The 16,135-nt window shown below is 63.9% G+C and carries 17 protein-coding genes; 11 read left to right on the forward strand and 6 right to left on the reverse strand.

Annotated elements, in window-relative coordinates:
• Positions 1-28: 28 nt before the first annotated feature.
• The gene (locus tag ACLEJU_RS03665) at positions 29-2,071 is read right to left on the reverse strand and encodes a S9 family peptidase (RefSeq protein WP_435423261.1); all 2,043 of its coding nucleotides are present in this window, start codon (positions 2,069-2,071) and stop codon (positions 29-31) included.
• 92 nt (positions 2,072-2,163) lie between these two features.
• Between ACLEJU_RS03665 and ACLEJU_RS03670 the strand changes: the two genes are divergently transcribed.
• Genes ACLEJU_RS03670 through ACLEJU_RS03680 form a run of 3 tightly spaced genes read left to right on the forward strand, consistent with a single transcriptional unit; the run spans position 2,164 to position 3,983 of the window.
• On the forward strand, positions 2,164-2,664 hold the full coding sequence (locus ACLEJU_RS03670) for an MFS transporter (RefSeq protein WP_110637076.1): 501 nt from the start codon (positions 2,164-2,166) through the stop codon (positions 2,662-2,664).
• Positions 2,665-2,678: 14 nt separating this feature from the next.
• Positions 2,679-3,452 (forward strand): class II glutamine amidotransferase, encoded by a 774-nt coding sequence (locus ACLEJU_RS03675; protein ID WP_435423260.1) that lies wholly within the window; start codon positions 2,679-2,681, stop codon positions 3,450-3,452.
• Positions 3,453-3,461: 9 nt separating this feature from the next.
• A complete protein-coding gene (locus ACLEJU_RS03680) occupies positions 3,462-3,983 on the forward strand; it encodes a DUF2937 family protein (protein ID WP_435423259.1) in 522 nt (173 codons plus the stop codon).
• 132 nt (positions 3,984-4,115) lie between these two features.
• Here the strand turns inward: ACLEJU_RS03680 and ACLEJU_RS03685 are convergent, their stop codons facing one another.
• Positions 4,116-5,027: a LysR family transcriptional regulator gene (locus ACLEJU_RS03685; RefSeq protein WP_435423258.1), complete on the reverse strand. Its 912-nt coding sequence runs from the start codon at positions 5,025-5,027 to the stop codon at positions 4,116-4,118.
• Between the two features lie 129 nt (positions 5,028-5,156).
• On the opposite strand from ACLEJU_RS03685, the gene ACLEJU_RS03690 reads away from it, so the two are divergent.
• From ACLEJU_RS03690 to ACLEJU_RS03705, 4 genes are read left to right on the forward strand one after another with little or no spacing between them, the layout of a single operon-like run.
• Complete coding sequence (locus tag ACLEJU_RS03690; protein WP_435423257.1) at positions 5,157-6,443, forward strand: MFS transporter; 1,287 nt, start codon at positions 5,157-5,159, stop codon at positions 6,441-6,443.
• Positions 6,444-6,452: 9 nt separating this feature from the next.
• Complete coding sequence (locus ACLEJU_RS03695) at positions 6,453-7,229, forward strand: 5-oxoprolinase subunit PxpA (protein ID WP_435423256.1); 777 nt, start codon at positions 6,453-6,455, stop codon at positions 7,227-7,229.
• Positions 7,229-7,915 carry a 5-oxoprolinase subunit PxpB gene (gene pxpB, locus ACLEJU_RS03700; protein ID WP_435423255.1) on the forward strand — a complete coding sequence of 229 codons (687 nt, stop codon included), beginning with the start codon at positions 7,229-7,231 and terminating at the stop codon, positions 7,913-7,915. Before ACLEJU_RS03695 ends, pxpB begins: the two co-directional genes overlap by 1 nt.
• A complete protein-coding gene (locus ACLEJU_RS03705) occupies positions 7,912-8,829 on the forward strand; it encodes a biotin-dependent carboxyltransferase family protein (RefSeq protein ID WP_435423254.1) in 918 nt (305 codons plus the stop codon). Before pxpB ends, ACLEJU_RS03705 begins: the two co-directional genes overlap by 4 nt.
• A 115-nt stretch (positions 8,830-8,944) precedes the next feature.
• On the opposite strand, the gene ACLEJU_RS03710 is transcribed toward ACLEJU_RS03705, so the two are convergent.
• The 3 genes from ACLEJU_RS03710 to ACLEJU_RS03720 all read right to left on the reverse strand — a co-directional run bounded on the left by ACLEJU_RS03710 (position 8,945) and on the right by ACLEJU_RS03720 (position 12,166).
• Positions 8,945-10,123 (reverse strand): vWA domain-containing protein, encoded by a 1,179-nt coding sequence (locus tag ACLEJU_RS03710; protein ID WP_159411656.1) that lies wholly within the window; start codon positions 10,121-10,123, stop codon positions 8,945-8,947.
• Positions 10,124-10,136: 13 nt separating this feature from the next.
• Complete coding sequence (locus ACLEJU_RS03715; RefSeq protein ID WP_159411655.1) at positions 10,137-10,982, reverse strand: AAA family ATPase; 846 nt, start codon at positions 10,980-10,982, stop codon at positions 10,137-10,139.
• Between the two features lie 110 nt (positions 10,983-11,092).
• The gene (locus ACLEJU_RS03720) at positions 11,093-12,166 is read right to left on the reverse strand and encodes a DUF748 domain-containing protein (protein WP_435423253.1); all 1,074 of its coding nucleotides are present in this window, start codon (positions 12,164-12,166) and stop codon (positions 11,093-11,095) included.
• A 135-nt stretch (positions 12,167-12,301) separates the two neighbouring features.
• On the opposite strand from ACLEJU_RS03720, the gene cysK reads away from it, so the two are divergent.
• From cysK to ACLEJU_RS03740, 4 genes are all read left to right on the forward strand, one after another.
• Positions 12,302-13,276, forward strand: coding sequence for a cysteine synthase A (cysK, locus tag ACLEJU_RS03725; RefSeq protein WP_435423252.1), 975 nt, complete (start codon positions 12,302-12,304; stop codon positions 13,274-13,276).
• Between the two features lie 172 nt (positions 13,277-13,448).
• Positions 13,449-14,384, forward strand: coding sequence for an aspartyl/asparaginyl beta-hydroxylase domain-containing protein (locus tag ACLEJU_RS03730; RefSeq protein WP_110637045.1), 936 nt, complete (start codon positions 13,449-13,451; stop codon positions 14,382-14,384).
• 113 nt (positions 14,385-14,497) lie between these two features.
• Complete coding sequence (locus ACLEJU_RS03735; protein WP_240349685.1) at positions 14,498-14,662, forward strand: hypothetical protein; 165 nt, start codon at positions 14,498-14,500, stop codon at positions 14,660-14,662.
• Positions 14,663-14,778: 116 nt separating this feature from the next.
• The gene (locus ACLEJU_RS03740) at positions 14,779-15,660 is read left to right on the forward strand and encodes a DMT family transporter (RefSeq protein ID WP_435423251.1); all 882 of its coding nucleotides are present in this window, start codon (positions 14,779-14,781) and stop codon (positions 15,658-15,660) included.
• A gap of 3 nt (positions 15,661-15,663) precedes the next feature.
• On the opposite strand, the gene ACLEJU_RS03745 is transcribed toward ACLEJU_RS03740, so the two are convergent.
• On the reverse strand, positions 15,664-16,122 hold the full coding sequence (locus ACLEJU_RS03745; protein ID WP_435423250.1) for a DUF4265 domain-containing protein: 459 nt from the start codon (positions 16,120-16,122) through the stop codon (positions 15,664-15,666).
• Positions 16,123-16,135: the final 13 nt, after the last annotated feature.

Below are 16,135 nucleotides of genomic sequence, written 5' to 3' on the forward strand. Positions count from 1 at the left end.
CGCATGCTATGACAACGGAAAACGCGATTTACACCACGCCCAGCTCATTGAAGACGAACGCATATTCCAGCGCCACATCGCGCAGCCCCTGGTAGCGCCCGCTCATCCCGCCATGCCCGGCGCCCATCTCGGTCTTGAGCAGCAGCAGGTTGTCGTCGGTCTTGCGCGTGCGTAGGCGCGCTACCCACTTGGCCGCCTCCCAGTACTGCACGCGGCTGTCGTTGTAGCCGGCCACCACCAGCATGGCCGGGTAGGCCTGGGCGCAGACATTCTCGTAGGGCGCATAGGCCTTGATGCGCGCGTACACCTCGGGCTCCTCGGGGTTGCCCCATTCGTCGTACTCGGTGACGGTCAACGGCAGTTCGGGGTCGAGCATGGTATTGAGCACGTCGACGAACGGTACTTCGGCGATGGCGCAGCGGAACAGTTCAGGGCGCAGGTTGAGCACCGCGCCCATCAGCAGGCCGCCGGCGCTGCCGCCGCTGATGGCCAGGCGCTCTGGCGCGGTCACACCCTCGGCGATCAGGTGTTCGGCGCAGGCGATGAAGTCACTGAAGGTGTTGTGCTTGTGTTCCTGCTTGCCGGCGCGGTACCAGGCTTCCCCCAGTTCGCCGCCGCCGCGTACGTGGGCGATGGCGAAGGCTACACCGCGTTGCAGCAGGCTCAGGCGGGCGTGGGAGAACCACGGGTCGAGGCTTTCGCCGTAGGCGCCGTAGCCATACAGGTACAGCGGCACGGTCTTGCCCTGGTCTTCGCGGCGGCGCACCAAGCTGATCGGCACCTGGGTGCCGTCTGGCGCCGTGGCCCACAGGCGCTGGCTGACGTAGTCGTCGGCGTCGAACTGGCCGAGCACCGGCGTCTGTTTGAGCACGTCCTGGGCGCCCGTGGCCAGCTCCAGCTGGCGCACCTGGGCCGGGCGGTTGAGCGCCTCATAGCGCAGGCGCACGCGGCGGCTGGCGAACTCCATGCTGTCCTGCACGTACAGGCTGTAGGCCGCATCGGGCAATTCGACCCGGTAGGGGGCCAGCCCCTGCGGGCGTACTTCGATGATCGGCAGGCCGCCTTCACGCAGGCTCAGGGTCACCGCCTCGGCATTCAGGCTCAGGCCCTCGAGCATGATGTCGTCGCGGTGCGGTACCAGCACCTGCCACTGGTCGCGGCTGGGGACCGGGATAACCGGGGCATGACAGAGGGCGAAGTTGATACCGTCCTGATTGGTACGGATGAACCAGCGCCACTGGCCGTCGAGCTGGCCGTGGTCGGGGAAGTACTCATGGCCCTCGACCCGTGGTGCCAGGCAGGCGAATGCCGCTTGTGGCGTTGCGGCGTCGAGCACCCAGGCTTCGCTGGTGGTCTTGCTGTTGAGCAGCAGCACCAGCTGGCGCTCGGAGCTGGTGCGGTAACAGTGCAGGAAGAAACGGCCGTCGGCCTCTTCGAACACCGTGGTCGCGTCGGCCTCGCCAAGGGTGTGGCGGCGCAGGCGCCAGGGGCGGTGGGTATCGTCCAGTTCGGCGAAGAACAGCGTCTGGCTGTCGTTTGCCCAGGTCATGCTGCCGTCGCAGTCGTCGAAGGGCAGGGCGGTCAGGTTGCCGCTGGTCAGGTCCTTGACGTACAGACTGTAGATTTCGTCGCCGCTGGTATCGAGGCTGTAGGCCAGCAGGCGGTGGTCGGGGCTGACACTGAACGCGCCCAGCGACAGAAAGCCGCCGTTGGCCAGGGCGTTGGGGTCGAGCAGCAGTTGTTCCTGGCTTTCATCGACCGTGTTGGAATCGTCCGCCGGGCGTGGGCAGCGGTAGTGGCGTGGGTACTCGTCGCCCGCGGTGGTGCGGGTGTAGTAGAGGTATGGGCCCCAGGGCGAGGGCAGCGACAGGTCGGTTTCGAGGATGCGGCCCTTGATCTCTTCGAACAACTGCTCACGCAAGGGGGCCTGAGCGGCCAGGCAGGCCTCCTGGTAGGCGTTTTCCGCCTGCAGGTAATCGAGCACTTGCGGGGTGTCGCGCTGTTGCAGCCAGGCGTAGGGATCGGCGGCCTCGTCCTGGCGGGCAATGGGGGGCTGGGGCTTGGTTGGCATCGGGGATCTCTTGACCGGGGACAGGGAGACGCTGTCTGCGCCCTGAAAAGTGTTTATCATAGGCATCTCTTTGCCTGGCTTGCACGAACACCATGATCGAGAACGACTACACCTTCGCCTGGGGCCTCTACGCTGTTGCCGCCCTGGGTTGCCTGCTGGTGGGCTTCAAACTCACCGGCTGGATGTGGCGCTGGCTGCGTGAACCGCTACGGGTGATCCTGGCGGTGCTGCTGCTGACCCCGACCATCGTCGACCCGGTCAAGGACAGCTTCGCCCCGGCGATCGCCATTACCGCCCTGGACCTTGCGTTCAAGGTCGGCAACAACGCCTGGCGGGCGATCTCCGATTTCGCCATGTACGGCATGATTGCCTTCGCCTTGTACATCGTCTTCGTGCTGATCCGCTGGCCGCTGGAAAAACGCGCCCGCGAGCGCCGCGCGCAGGCCGAAGCCGCCGCCCAGCGCCGTGCCGCCGAGGACACTGCAGTCACTGCTGGCGCGCCAATGGCCGCCGAGCGCCATGACCGTTACCGCGACGACCCGCCACCTGCCGCACCGAGCGGTGGCCGCGGCCGGGTCGAGCCGCGCCTGTAAGCGGAGACACCTTCATGTGCGAACTGCTGGGCATGAGTGCCAACGTCCCCACCGACATCGTCTTCAGCTTCACCGGCCTGATGCAGCGCGGTGGGCGTACCGGCCCGCACCGCGACGGCTGGGGCATTGGCTTCTACGAAGGGCGCGGTCTGCGCCTGTTCCAGGACCCGGCCGCAAGCAGCGAGTCGGAAGTCGCCAACCTGGTGCAGCGGTATCCGATCAAGAGCGAAGTGGTGATCGGTCATATCCGCCAGGCCAACGTCGGCCGGGTGTGCCTGTCCAACACCCACCCGTTCGTCCGCGAAATGTGGGGCCGCAACTGGTGCTTCGCGCACAATGGCCAGCTTGGCGAATTCAAGGGCGAAGCGACGTTCTATCGCCCGGTGGGTGACACCGACAGCGAGGCCGCCTTCTGCGACCTGCTCAACCGCATCCGCGCGGCCTTCCCCGAGCCGGTCGAGGTGGAACAGCTGCTGCCGGTGCTGGTCGAAGCCTGTGCCGAGTATCGCGGCAAGGGCGTGTTCAACTGCCTGCTCAGCGACGGCGACTGGCTGTTCTGCTTCTGCTCGACCAAGCTGGTACACATTACCCGGCGTGCGCCGTTTGGTGCCGCACGCTTGAAAGATGTCGACCTGATCGTCGATTTTCACACCGAGACCACCCCCAATGACGTGGTCACGGTGATCGCCACCGAGGCCTTGACCGAGAACGAGACCTGGCGGCGCTACGAACCCGGCCAATGGGGCCTGTGGCGGCACGGCGAGTGTGTCGTGCAAGGCCAGAGCTAAGGACGCTGCATGTTCAGAAGTTACCTGCGGTTGCTGCTGTTCACTTTCGGCCTGCTGGCCGGTATCCAGGTGCCTGGGCTGGTCAAGGACTACAGCCAGCGGGCCGAGGCGCACCTGTTCGAATCGCGCCAGGCGCTGGATGGGTTCAAGCAGACTGCCGAGCGCTTTTTCAACGGTGATCTGCAGGCCTTGGTGCGGCATTATCGGACCAGTGAAGACCCGGTGTTCCTCAGCGACGCCAACAGCATCGAGAGCCTGCTGATTCGCAATCAGTTGCTGGAAGACGAATGGCAGGCGCTGCAAGGCTCGTGGCTGAGCCGGACCTGGCATGTGTTGGTGCAGCCGGAGCCGCAACTGCGCGAAGAGACGCTCAAGGGCTACAGCTACCAGATTCTGCTGGTGCCCGAGGCGATTGGCTGGGGCGTCGGGGCCGGGTTTGTGCTGGCTTTCGTGGTCGAGAGCCTGTTGCTGGGGATTGGCTGGGTGATCCTGGGTGGGCGACGCAAGGCGGTGAAAGAGAGCTGGCGCTGATTTTTGTTACCTGTACCGGCCTCTTCGCGGGTGAACCCGCTCCCACAGGGACTGCACAGGCCTCAAAGGCGGCGATATCCCTGTGGAAGCGGGTTTACCCGCGAAAGGGCCGGCACAGGCGAAGTAAAACTTTCAGACCAACACAATCCGCTGCCCACCCACATCCCGTGCATACCGCTCCAGCACCTGCCTGCACACGCCGACCACCTCATCCACCAACGCCACCCCGGTCTGCCAGGCCACCACCAGCTCCAGGCTCGGCGGTGGCTGCAAGCCTTCCAGCAGCACCAGCTCACCCCGGTCCAACTCCGCATCCACCAAGGCCGGCGGCAAGGCGCCAACCCCGAAACCATCACGCAGCAACCGGGTAATCGCCGCCACCGAGTTCACGCAGTTCAGGCGTGGCGTTTCGGCCCCAGCACCCTGCAGCAGGCTGAGCACCTCCTGGTGCGGCCGTGAGTTCTTCGAGAAGGTGACAATCCGCTCGCGGCCCAGCTCGGCCAGCGAGGCGAAGTCGCGGTGGTACACCGAGCCTGCCGCCACCACCCAACCCATCGGGTAGCGCGCCAGGTCCTGGCTGCGGATTGATTGTTCGCGCAGCAGGTCGGTCTGCAGTATCACGTCGAGAAAGCCCTTCTGCAGCTGCTCGCGCAGGTTCAGCGCGGTGTCGGCGACCAGTTCGATCTCCACCTGCGGGTAACGCTCGGTCAGCTCTGCCACCAGGGCGCTCATCCAGGTGTGGATCACCGTGTCCATCACCCCGACGCGAATGCGCCCGACCTTGGCCCGGTCGCTGTCCAGCGACTGCTTCATGGCCTTGGCCGTGTCGAGCATGCGCTCGGCATACTCCAGCACCTTGCTGCCTTCCGGCGTCAGGCTGACACCCCGGGAGTCGCGCAGCAGCAGTTTCACCCCGAGGTCGGCCTCCAGTGCAGCAATGCGGCTGGACACCGATGCCTGGGTGGTGAACAGCTTCTCGGCGGTAAGGCGGAAGCTCTTGAGGCGGGCGACCCAGACAAAGGTTTCGAGGAAGCGAAGGTTCATGATCAGTTTTTCTTGTTCCAGACCGGCGGTTTTTCTCGTTGGACTCAGGCAGCACGGCCTCTGAACATGACGCCCAGGCCGCGACGCTCGACGTCGCCCATAGAACAATACCAACAAGCCGAGGCAAGCATGAACCCAAGCGGCGTGCAGCAGCAGGTGCAATCCCCCCCTTCGACCGGGCCGTTCGCCTGGTACCGCGACATCGACCAACAGCAACGGCGCACATTCTGGAGCTGCAAGATCGGCTATGGCCTGGACGGCATGGACACGCAGATGCTCAGCTTCGTCATCCCGACGCTGATCATGCTGTGGGGCATCAGCACCGCAGAAGCCGGACTGATCCACACCAGCACGCTGATCGCTTCGGCCGTCGGTGGCTGGGTCGCTGGCATTCTCTCTGACCGCATTGGCCGCGTGCGCACCCTGCAGCTGACGGTGCTGTGGTTCGCTTTCTTCACATTCCTCTGCGGTTTCGCCCAGAACTATGAGCAGCTGCTGATCGCCCGCACCTTGATGGGCTTCGGTTTCGGCGGCGAGTGGACCGCTGGCGCAGTGCTGATCGGCGAGGTGATCCGGGCCCAGGACCGTGGCAAGGCGGTGGGCATGGTGCAGTCGGGCTGGGCCATCGGCTGGGGCTTGACGGCGATCCTGTATGCGCTGCTGTTCTCCTGGCTGCCAGCGGAACAGGCCTGGCGCGCGCTGTTCCTGCTGGGCCTGGTGCCGGCGATCTTCGTGATCTTCGTCCGCCGCCTGGTCAAGGACCCAGAGGTGTATCGCCAGGCCAAGGCCGTGGAAACCGCCGAAGCGCCGTCGCATTTCTACGAGATCTTCGCCCCTGGCATGCTCTGGACCACCGTACGCGCCTCGCTGTTGACCACCGGCGCGCTGGGTGGCTACTACGCCATCACCTCGTGGCTGCCGACCTTCCTCAAGAACGAGCGCGGCCTGAGTGTGCTGGGCACCGGCGGCTACCTGGCCATGGTGATCGTCGGGTCCTACATCGGTTATGTGGTCAGCGCGTACCTGTCCGACCTGCTAGGGCGCAAGAAGAACTTCATCCTGTTCGCCGTGGGTTCGTTCATCATCGTGTTGCTGTATACGCAGATGCCAGTCAGCGACGGCGTGATGCTGTGGCTGGGCTTCCCGCTGGGGTTCTTCGCCTCGGGCATCTTCAGCGGCATGGGCGCGTTCCTGACCGAACTGTTCCCGACCCGGGTACGTGGCTCGGGGCAGGGCTTCTGCTACAACATCGGCAAGGTCATCGCAGCCTTGTTCCCGCTGCTGATCGGCCTGCTCGGCGAGAAAATCCCCCTGGGCCTGGGCATCGGCGTGTTCTCTGCGGTGTCCTATGGCGTGGTGATCGTGGCAGCGCTGAGCTTGCCGGAAACACGCGGCAAACAACTTCAGGCGCGCTAAGGTAGGCCTATGAACATCGACACGGGAGCACGTCAGGTGAAACCCCTGCTACTCAATTGCGACATGGGCGAGAGTTACGGCAGCTGGCGCATGGGCCTGGATGCCGAGGTGATGCCCTACATCGACTGCGCCAACATCGCCTGCGGCTACCACGCCGGCGACCCGAGCATCATGCGCCGCACCGTGGCCATGGCGCTGGAGCACGGCGTGACCATCGGCGCGCACCCGGCCTACCCGGACCTGGTCGGCTTCGGCCGCCGCTCCATGGCCTGCAGCCCTGAAGAAATCCGCGACCTGCTGCATTACCAGATCGGTGCCCTGGACGGCATCTGCAAGGTGCTCGGCGGCCGCGTGGCCTATGTGAAGCCCCACGGCGCGCTGTACAACGACATGATGGCCGACCCGCTCAAGCTGCGCACCGTGCTGGAAGCCGTGGCGGTCTATGGCAATGGCCTGCCGCTGATGCTCATGGCCACTGCCGACAACCGCGCGGCCCAGGCCCTGGGCGATGAAATCGGCGTGCCGCTGTGGTTCGAAGCTTTCGCCGACCGCGCTTACACCGCCAGCGGCCACCTGGTCTCGCGGCGCCTGCCGGGCGCGGTGCACCATGACCCGGCACTGGTGGTCGAACAGGCCCTGCGCCTGGCCCGCGGTGAAAGCCTGGTGGCGGATGACGGCAGCACTTTGCATCTGGCTGCCAGCACCCTCTGCGTGCATGGCGACAACGACAGCTCGGTTGCAGCCGTGCGGCAGATCCGCCAGGCCCTCGATGCGCTGGAGGCGTGATGAAGCTGCGTATCGAAGTCGTAGCGATCGACAGCCTGATGGTGCGCCTGTTCGACCGTATCGATGAAGCCAACATGCCTTGGATGCTTGCCGCCAGCCAGCGCCTGAGCGCGGCGTTCGGCCTGCATTTGGTAGATCTGGTGCCGTCCTACACCACGCTGATGGTGCAGTTCGATCTGCCGCCGTGTGAGGCGAGGGCGTTGATCACTCAGGCGCTGCATGGCTTGCAGCCGGACACCGGCAGCGGTGGCCGGCGCCATGAAATCCCGGTGTGGTACGACGCCAGCGTCGGCCCGGAGCTGCCCGCGCTCGCAGCCCGCAACGGGCTGAGCGAAGCCGAGGTGATCCGTCTGCACAGTGAACGTGAGTACCCGGTGTTTGCCCTTGGTTTTGCCCCCGGTTTCGGCTTCATGGGGCTGGTCGACGAACGCCTTGCCAGCCCGCGCCTGAGCACCCCACGCAAGCGTGTGGCAGCTGGCAGCGTAGGTATCGCCGAACGTCAGACGGCGGCTTACCCCGCAGTGTCGCCGGGAGGCTGGAACCTGATCGGGCGCACCCCGGTGCGCCTGTTCGACCGCGAACGCGAGGGCTACAGCCTGCTGCAGCCGGGTGATCGGGTGCGTTTCGTGGCGGTGTCGCGTGACGAATTCCTGGCCTTGGGCGGCGATGTGGAGGCGCAAGGATGAAGCAGTTGAAGATCGAGGCCAGTACGGCTCTGTGCCAGTTGCAGGATGCCGGGCGCTTTGGTGTACGTCATCTGGGCGTGACACAGGGCGGGGCGCTGGATTGGGTAGCGATGCATTGGGCCAACTGGCTGCTGGGTAACCCGCTGGGGGCGCCGGTGGTAGAAGTGGCGCTGGGTGGTTTCAGCGTGGTTGCCGAGCAGGATTGCGTGCTGGCGCTGGCCGGGGCTGACCTGGAGGCACGGGTGGATGATCAGCCACTGCTGCCATGGCGCAGCTTCACGCTGGCCAAAGGGCAGCGCTTGACCCTGAAGCAGCCAAAGCACGGTGTGCGGGCCTATCTGGCAGCGCCGGGCGGGTTTGTCGGTGAGGATGTGCTGGGCAGCTGTGCCACGGTCGTGCGCGAGGAACTGGGGGGTATCGATGGGCGCGGTTCAGCGCTTGGCAAAGGGCAAACGCTCACGTTTGCCGGGGATTCGCCGGCTTTGCGTGAGGTGCCGGCGAACCTGTGTCCAAACTATGTGGCCAAGCCCGTGCTCGACCTGGTGATGGGCGCGCAGATTGGCGATTTCAGCGGGACCAGCCTGTTTGAAGCGTTCAACCGTGACTGGACACTGGACAGCCGGGCTGACCGCATGGGTATTCGCTTGCTGGGGCCGGAGCTGGTCTATCAAGGCGCGCCGATGATTTCCGAAGGGATCCCGCTGGGGGCGGTGCAGGTGCCGCCGGACGGGCAACCGATCGTGCTGCTCAATGACCGGCAGACCATTGGCGGCTATCCTCGGCTGGGGGCGTTGACGCCGTTGGCGTTGGCGCAATTGGCGCAGTGCATGCCGGGTGCGGTCGTGCGGTTCAGGGCCGTAGTGCAGGGAGAAGCCTGGCGGGAGCAGCAGGCATACTTGAGCCGTTGGTTGTAAGGCTACCGGCCCTTTCGCGGGGTGAGCCCGCTCCCACAGGATTACTGACAGCTCTGGCAAATCACAATCCCTGTGGGAGTGGGCTTGCCCCGCGAAAGGGCCGGTACAGGCGAAATCACTTGGACAGGTAACGCATGCCTTCTTCCAGTCCCTGCAAGGTCAGCGGATACATCTTGTCCTCGATCAGATCCCGCACCAGGTGGGTCGACGCCGTGTAATCCCAGGCCTGCTTGGGATACGGGTTGATCCAGATGATCTTCCTGAATTTCTCCATGAAGCGCTGCATCCACACATACCCGGCCTCTTCGTTCCAGTGCTCGACGCTGCCCCCCGGCTGGGTGATCTCGTACGGCGCCATGGCCGCATCCCCGACGAACACCACCTTGTAGTCATCCCCGTACTTGTGCAACAGGTCAAAGGTGGAGAAGCGCTCCGAGGTGCGGCGCAGGTTGTTCTTCCACACCGACTCGTACACGAAGTTGTGGAAGTAGTAGTACTCCAGGTGCTTGAACTCGGTCTTGCAGGCCGAGAACAGCTCTTCGCAGACCTTGACGTGGGCGTCCATCGAGCCGCCGATGTCGAATAGCAACAGCAGCTTCACTGTGTTGCGCCGCTCCGGGCGCATCTGAATGTTCAGCAGGCCGGCATCCCGCGCGGTGTGGTCGATGGTGCCGTCGATGTCCAGCTCTTCGGCGGCGCCTTCGCGGGCGAACTTGCGCAGCCGGCGCAGGGCCAGCTTGATGTTGCGCGTGCCCAGTTCGACCTGGTCGTCGAGGTTCTTGTATTCGCGCTGGTCCCAGACCTTTACCGCCTTGCCCTGGCGCTTGCCGGCCTCGCCGACACGGATGCCTTCGGGGTTGAAGCCGCCCGAGCCGAACGGGCTGGTGCCGCCGGTGCCGATCCACTTGTTGCCACCGGCGTGGCGTTCCTTCTGCTCTTCGAGGCGCTTCTTGAATTCCTCGATGAGTTTGTCCAGGCCACCCAGCGACTGGATCTGCGCGCGCTCCTCGTCGGTAAGCGAGCGCTCGAATTCCTTGCGTAGCCATTCATCGGGGATCAGCGCCTCGATGTGCCGGTCGAGGTTTTCCAGGCCCTTGAAGTAGGCGGCGAACGCACGGTCGAACTTGTCGAAATGGCGCTCGTCCTTAACCAGGATGGCGCGGGCCAGGTAGTAGAAGGCGTCCATGTCGGCGAACACCACGCCTTTTTGCAGGGCGTGGTGCAGGTCGAGCAGTTCGCGCACCGATACCGGCACCTTGGCCGCGCGCATTTCATTGAACAGGTTGAGCAGCATGGCCCGGCTCCTGTCAGCGGTTGCCGCGCCGGCTCATGAAGGCCAGGCGTTCGAGCAGTTGCACGTCCTGCTCGTTCTTCACCAGGGCGCCAGCCAATGGCGGGATGGCCTTGGTCGGGTCGCGTTCGCGCAGCACGGCTTCGCCGATGTTGTCGGCCATCAGCAGCTTGAGCCAGTCGACCAGCTCGGAGGTGGACGGCTTTTTCTTCAGGCCCGGTACCTTGCGCACGTCGAAGAACACATCCAGTGCCTCGCTCACCAGCGACTGGCTGATGTTCGGGTAGTGCACATCGACGATCTGCTGAAGGGTGCCGCGGTCGGGGAAGGCGATGTAGTGGAAGAAGCAGCGGCGCAGGAAGGCGTCGGGCAGCTCCTTTTCGTTGTTGGAGGTGATGATGATGATCGGGCGCTGCCTGGCCTTGATGGTCTCGTCGATTTCGTAGACATAGAACTCCATCTTGTCGAGTTCCTGCAGCAGGTCGTTGGGGAACTCGATGTCGGCCTTGTCGATCTCGTCGATCAGCAGGATTACCCGTTCGTCGGCCTCGAAGGCCTCCCACAGCTTGCCTTTCTTCAGGTAGTTGCGCACGTCGTGGACCTTGTCCACGCCCAGCTGCGAGTCGCGCAGGCGGCTGACCGCGTCGTACTCGTAGAGGCCTTGGTGGGCCTTGGTGGTGGACTTGATGTGCCAGGTGATCAGGCGTGCGCCGAACGAGGCCGCGAGCTGCTCGGCGAGCATGGTCTTGCCAGTGCCGGGTTCGCCCTTGACCAGCAGCGGGCGTTCGAGGGTGATGGCCGCGTTGACCGCCAGCTTCAGGTCGTCTGTGGCGACGTAGTCGCGGGTGCCTTCGAACTTCATGGGTCTGTCCTCTGCGGGGTGCCTGTAGTTTGCCAACGACTATAACGCGGGCCTCCGCAGCTGGAAACGCAGACCGGGTATTCAGTCCCTGAATGGCCCGTCACAAAGATTCAGTCAGACTTGGGTGCAGGCTGTTCATAGCGTGCGTTGAACGCCTGGATGAAGCCGTTGCGCAGGATCTGCAAAAACGCCTCGAAGGCACTGATGTTCTGCTTGTGTACGCTGCCGCTGAGCTCGACGCGGGTGGCGAACTGGTTTTTCGGCTGGTTCTTCAACACGGTTTCGGTGGCCCCCACTACCGCTTCCCAAACTGAGCGAAAGAAGCCTTTGTCCTTTTCCTGCACATCCTGCTGCCAGTCGAACACATCCACATCACGCAGCAACGGCTTGATGTAGCCATGCAGGCGGCCGTCTTCGGCCTGAGCCTCGATCACCACATCGCCATGCCCGGCGTTGAAGTCGAATTTTCCGTATGCGCTGGCGAAGTCATTGAGCTTGCGCAGTTCGATGCCGGTGGCGCGCAAGCGGAACTCGAAATCGTCGAAATCACTGAACGGGTCGAAGGTGGCGCGGCTTTCGACCTTGGCATCGCCTGCAATCAGCGCGGTACCTTCGAAACTGGCATCGCGTCGGCCCTTTTCGTCGCGCACGTTGGTCAGGTTGCGGATGCTGGCATCGAGCTGCGTGGCCTTGAGGTCGACCGGGGGCTTGGAGTTGAAGTTGCGAAAGGTCAGCGTGCCTTTTTCGATCTGCACTTCGTTGAGGGTGATCGGCAGCAGTTTTTCCAGCTGCTGGCGCCAGTCGGTCCCCCGGCCAGTCTGCGAGGCCTGCTTGCTGCCGCCGTCGACGAAGTTGAGCTCGGGACGCTGGAAAGTCACCTTGGCCACCACGGCCTTGTCGTAGATCAGCGAATGCCAGCTCACCGACAGGTCGATCAGCGGCGCATCCAGCAACGGCACCGGTACCTTGCCGGTGGTCTTGACGATCTTCAGGCCGTTGATCTGGTAGGCGCCGCGCCACCAGGCCAGGTCGACGTCGGCCACCTGGCCGCGGTACTCGCCCATGTGGGCAAGCTTGTCGTTCAGGTAATCTCGTACCAGGTAGGGCAGGGCCAGCTGCAAGGCCACCAGCAGCACGACCAGGCTGGCCAGGCCGAGCAGCGGCCAGCGATAACGAGCTTTCATCGCAAGGCTCTCCGCAGCGGGTTGCACGGTTGACCGCAGGCAGAGCCCGGGAGTTCGAACAGGCTTTACTGGCCATCGGGGCGGGCTTACCCTTTAAGTCTTTCCCTGCTGTTTCTCATGTTCAAGGACCCTGCCATGAGCCGTATCTACGCAGACAACGCCCATTCCATCGGCAACACGCCGCTGGTGCAGATCAACCGCATCGCCCCGCGTGGGGTGACCATTTTGGCCAAGATCGAAGGGCGCAACCCGGGCTACTCGGTCAAGTGCCGGATCGGCGCGAACATGGTCTGGGACGCCGAGAGCAGCGGCAAACTCAAACCGGGCATGACCATCGTCGAGCCGACGTCGGGCAACACCGGTATCGGCCTGGCGTTCGTTGCCGCCGCCCGTGGCTACAAGCTGATCCTGACCATGCCGGCCTCGATGAGCCTGGAGCGCCGCAAGGTGCTCAAGGCGCTGGGCGCAGAGCTGGTGCTGACCGAGCCAGCCAAGGGCATGAAAGGCGCCATCGAGAAGGCCAACGAAATCGTCGCCTCCGACCCCGCCCGGTACTTCCTGCCAGGCCAGTTCGAGAACCCGGCCAACCCGGCGATCCACGAGAAGACCACCGGGCCTGAAATCTGGAACGACACCGACGGCGCGGTCGATGTGCTGGTTGCAGGTGTTGGTACCGGCGGCACCATTACCGGCGTGTCGCGCTACATCAAGCACACTCAGGGCAAGTCGATCCTGTCGGTGGCGGTCGAACCAGTGGCCTCGCCGCTGATCAGCCAGACCCTGGCCGGTGAAGAACTCAAGCCCAGCCCGCACAAGATCCAGGGCATTGGCGCCGGTTTCGTGCCGAAAAACCTTGACCTGTCGATCGTCGACCAGGTCGAGACCGTGACCGACGAAGAGTCCAAGGCCATGGCCATTCGCCTGATGCAGGAAGAGGGCATTCTCTGCGGTATTTCCTGTGGTGCAGCCATGGCCGCTGCCGTGCGCCTGGCCGAAAAACCAGAGATGCAGGGTAAGACCATCGTCGTAATTCTGCCCGACTCGGGCGAGCGTTATCTGTCCAGCATGCTGTTCAGCGACCTGTTCAGTGAGCAGGAAAACCAGCAGTAATCCGCCCGGCCGCTGATCCGGCGCAACATTCGGCGGCCTGGTTTATTGCAAAATCTTCATGAGTGAGATCCTGCCCTGGTTGTTTTTACCGGGGCGGGATGGGTTTATGATGGCCGGATGATTTTTCTGGGAGCAGGCAGCGCTGGCCTGCTTCCACTCCAAGGAGTGTTGCATGACCTTTTCCTTCCTCGCCAAGGCCGGTGTCCTGCTGGTGTTCTTCGGCAGCGTGCTGTACGTGCACCTGCGCGGCAAGGCACGCTTGCCGGTACTGCGCCAGTTCGTCAACCATTCGGCGCTGTTCGCTCCTTATAACAGCCTGATGTACCTGTTCTCCGGCGTGCCCTCCAAGCCTTACCTGGACCGCCAGCGCTTCCCTGAACTGGACGTGCTCAAGGACAACTGGCAGGTGATCCGCGAGGAGGCAATGCGCCTGTTCGACGAGGGGTACATTCGTGCCGCCGAAAAGGACAACGACGCCGGCTTCGGTTCATTCTTCAAGAAAGGCTGGAAGCGCTTCTACCTGAAGTGGTATGACAAGCCGCTGCCGTCTGCCGAAGCTCTGTGCCCGAAAACCGTCGAGCTGGTCAGCAGCATTCCCAATGTGAAGGGTGCGATGTTCGCCCTGCTCCCAGGTGGCAGCCACCTGAACCCGCACCGTGACCCGTTTGCCGGTTCGCTGCGCTATCACCTGGGCCTGTCGACCCCCAACTCCGACGCCTGCCGCATTTACGTCGATGGCGAGGAATACGCCTGGCGTGACGGTGAGGACGTGATGTTCGACGAGACCTACGTGCACTGGGTCAAGAACGAAACCGATGTGACCCGGGTGATCCTCTTCTGCGACATCGAACGCCCGTTGAGCAGCCCGCTGATGACCCGTATCAACCGCAAGGTCAGTGCCTTCCTTGGCCGCGCCACCGCGCCGCAGAACACTGATGACGAGCGTGTGGGCGGGATCAACCAGGCGTACGCCTGGAGCAAGCGCTTCAGCAACAAGATCAGCACCCGCATGAAGCAGTTCAAGCGTGCCAACCCAAAGGCCTACCGCATCCTGCGGCCGGTGCTGGCGGTGGTGGTGGCTTACTTCCTGTATCGCTGGTTGTTCTGATAGCAGGACCGGCCTCTTTGCGGGGAAGCCCGCGAAGAGGCCAGGCTATTGCCCAACACTGAATTCACCGCTATATTCCGAAACACTTCTTTTCTCCGAAGACCGACCCGATCATGCCAGCCATCCCTTCCACCACATGCTTTGCCATCGCGCCAGTCGCGGGCATGGTCGTGCGTGGCAGCCAGCAGCCGGCCATGATCAGTCACTATCCACCACCACCTGTCAGTGGCGTCGTAGGCGGCGTAGCTCCGCCTCCTTGCGTGGTCGTGCTGGGCTGATCGGCTTCTGGCCGCATCCCTTCGCACCCGCAACCTACTGACCACGGTCGGCACCTTCCCTCGCTGAAGTTCACGCCCGCCGTCTGGCTTATTCGCCTCATATCAGGTGGCAATACATGTCTGTCTTCAACAAAGCATCCGTGGCTTCGGCGGCCACCACCAGCCTGTTCGTCCTGCTCTGGAGCAGTGGCGCGATCGTTTCCAAACTCGGCCTGGCCCATGCCAGCCCCTTCGCCTTCCTGCTGCTGCGTTCGGCGCTAGCCCTGACCGGCCTGTTGCTGATCGGCCCGATGCTGGGCCTGCGCTGGCCGCGTACACGGGGGGCGATCCTGCGTGCCCTGGGCACCGGCTGCGTGTTGCTTGGCGCCTACCAGATCTTCTACCTGCTGGCGCTCAACACCCACGTCACCCCTGGCGTGATGGCTACGGTAATGGGGGTGCAACCGATACTCACCGTGGTCCTGATGGAGCGCCAGCGTTCCTGGAGCCGTTTGTTCGGCCTGGGCCTGGGGCTTGGCGGGCTGGTGATGGTGGTCTACCAAGGCATCAACCTCGGCGGAGTGTCGCTGCTCGGCATGCTGTTCGCCCTGCTGGCGCTGGCCAGCATGACCTTCGGCTCGATCCTGCAGAAGCGCATCACCGACAACCCGATGGGAACGCTGCCGTTGCAGTACATCGCCGGCTTCGCCATGTGCGCCGTGTTCGCGCCGCTGCAACCGCTGCACGTGGAGTGGACCGGCGGCTTCGTCGGCGCGCTGCTGTGGATGGGGTTGGTGGTGTCGCTGTTGGCTACCCTGCTGCTGTATCGGCTGATCGCCAAGGGCAACCTGGTCAATGTCACCAGCCTGTTCTATCTGGTGCCGGCAGTGACCGCGGTGATGGACTTGCTGATCTTCGGCAACCGCCTGGCGCCGTTGAGCCTGTTGGGCATGGGGCTGATCGTGGTCGGCCTGCTGTTCGTGTTCCGCAAGCCGGCGGCACGGCTGGCCGAGGCGTAAGGCCTAGCGGAATTCTTCGGGGATGGCGTGGCGCAATACGCCTTCCTCGAAGTCCAGGGTGCCGGCTTCGCGCTGGGTCAGCAGGTAGTAGAGCAGGGTGTCGGCCGATTGCTTGGCCGGCACTTCGACTGCCAGCATCCTGACTGCTTTTTCCACTTCGCAGGTGCAGCCGAACTCGGCCAGGGCCGCGTGCACCTGCTCCAACGTTTCCGGTGGCCTGACGACGACCCGGAACACCGACGCCCCGGCGCTCTGCTGCAAGGCGTCGAACCAGGCCTGGTCACCCTCGTGGCGAATGCTGATGATGTCGCCGGGGGCAATACCGTAGACATGGAAGGGGATGCTGTCGACCCGATAGCCGCCAGCGACGACCTGTGTCCACAAGCCTTCCACCGAGGCTGGCGGGTAGCCGCTCGCGTCTTGTTCCAGGCGGAACAGCACCTTCTTGAATGTGTCGCTCATGGTCCGAATCGCC

Source organism: Pseudomonas sp. SMN11 (assembly GCF_052041945.1).
Lineage (GTDB): Bacteria > Pseudomonadota > Gammaproteobacteria > Pseudomonadales > Pseudomonadaceae > Aquipseudomonas.

Bases quoted from the DNA above. Each gene is read 5' to 3' on its own strand.
- ACLEJU_RS03665 (WP_435423261.1), bottom strand. From the start codon at position 2,071: ATGCCAACCAAGCCCCAGCCCCCCATTGCCCGCCAGGACGAGGCCGCC.
- ACLEJU_RS03670 (WP_110637076.1), top strand. From the start codon at position 2,164: ATGATCGAGAACGACTACACCTTCGCCTGGGGCCTCTACGCTGTTGCC.
- ACLEJU_RS03675 (WP_435423260.1), top strand. From the start codon at position 2,679: ATGTGCGAACTGCTGGGCATGAGTGCCAACGTCCCCACCGACATCGTC.
- ACLEJU_RS03680 (WP_435423259.1), top strand. From the start codon at position 3,462: ATGTTCAGAAGTTACCTGCGGTTGCTGCTGTTCACTTTCGGCCTGCTG.
- ACLEJU_RS03685 (WP_435423258.1), bottom strand. From the start codon at position 5,027: ATGAACCTTCGCTTCCTCGAAACCTTTGTCTGGGTCGCCCGCCTCAAG.
- ACLEJU_RS03690 (WP_435423257.1), top strand. From the start codon at position 5,157: ATGAACCCAAGCGGCGTGCAGCAGCAGGTGCAATCCCCCCCTTCGACC.
- ACLEJU_RS03695 (WP_435423256.1), top strand. From the start codon at position 6,453: ATGAACATCGACACGGGAGCACGTCAGGTGAAACCCCTGCTACTCAAT.
- pxpB (WP_435423255.1), top strand. From the start codon at position 7,229: ATGAAGCTGCGTATCGAAGTCGTAGCGATCGACAGCCTGATGGTGCGC.
- ACLEJU_RS03705 (WP_435423254.1), top strand. From the start codon at position 7,912: ATGAAGCAGTTGAAGATCGAGGCCAGTACGGCTCTGTGCCAGTTGCAG.
- ACLEJU_RS03710 (WP_159411656.1), bottom strand. From the start codon at position 10,123: ATGCTGCTCAACCTGTTCAATGAAATGCGCGCGGCCAAGGTGCCGGTA.
- ACLEJU_RS03715 (WP_159411655.1), bottom strand. From the start codon at position 10,982: ATGAAGTTCGAAGGCACCCGCGACTACGTCGCCACAGACGACCTGAAG.
- ACLEJU_RS03720 (WP_435423253.1), bottom strand. From the start codon at position 12,166: ATGAAAGCTCGTTATCGCTGGCCGCTGCTCGGCCTGGCCAGCCTGGTC.
- cysK (WP_435423252.1), top strand. From the start codon at position 12,302: ATGAGCCGTATCTACGCAGACAACGCCCATTCCATCGGCAACACGCCG.
- ACLEJU_RS03730 (WP_110637045.1), top strand. From the start codon at position 13,449: ATGACCTTTTCCTTCCTCGCCAAGGCCGGTGTCCTGCTGGTGTTCTTC.
- ACLEJU_RS03735 (WP_240349685.1), top strand. From the start codon at position 14,498: ATGCCAGCCATCCCTTCCACCACATGCTTTGCCATCGCGCCAGTCGCG.
- ACLEJU_RS03740 (WP_435423251.1), top strand. From the start codon at position 14,779: ATGTCTGTCTTCAACAAAGCATCCGTGGCTTCGGCGGCCACCACCAGC.
- ACLEJU_RS03745 (WP_435423250.1), bottom strand. From the start codon at position 16,122: ATGAGCGACACATTCAAGAAGGTGCTGTTCCGCCTGGAACAAGACGCG.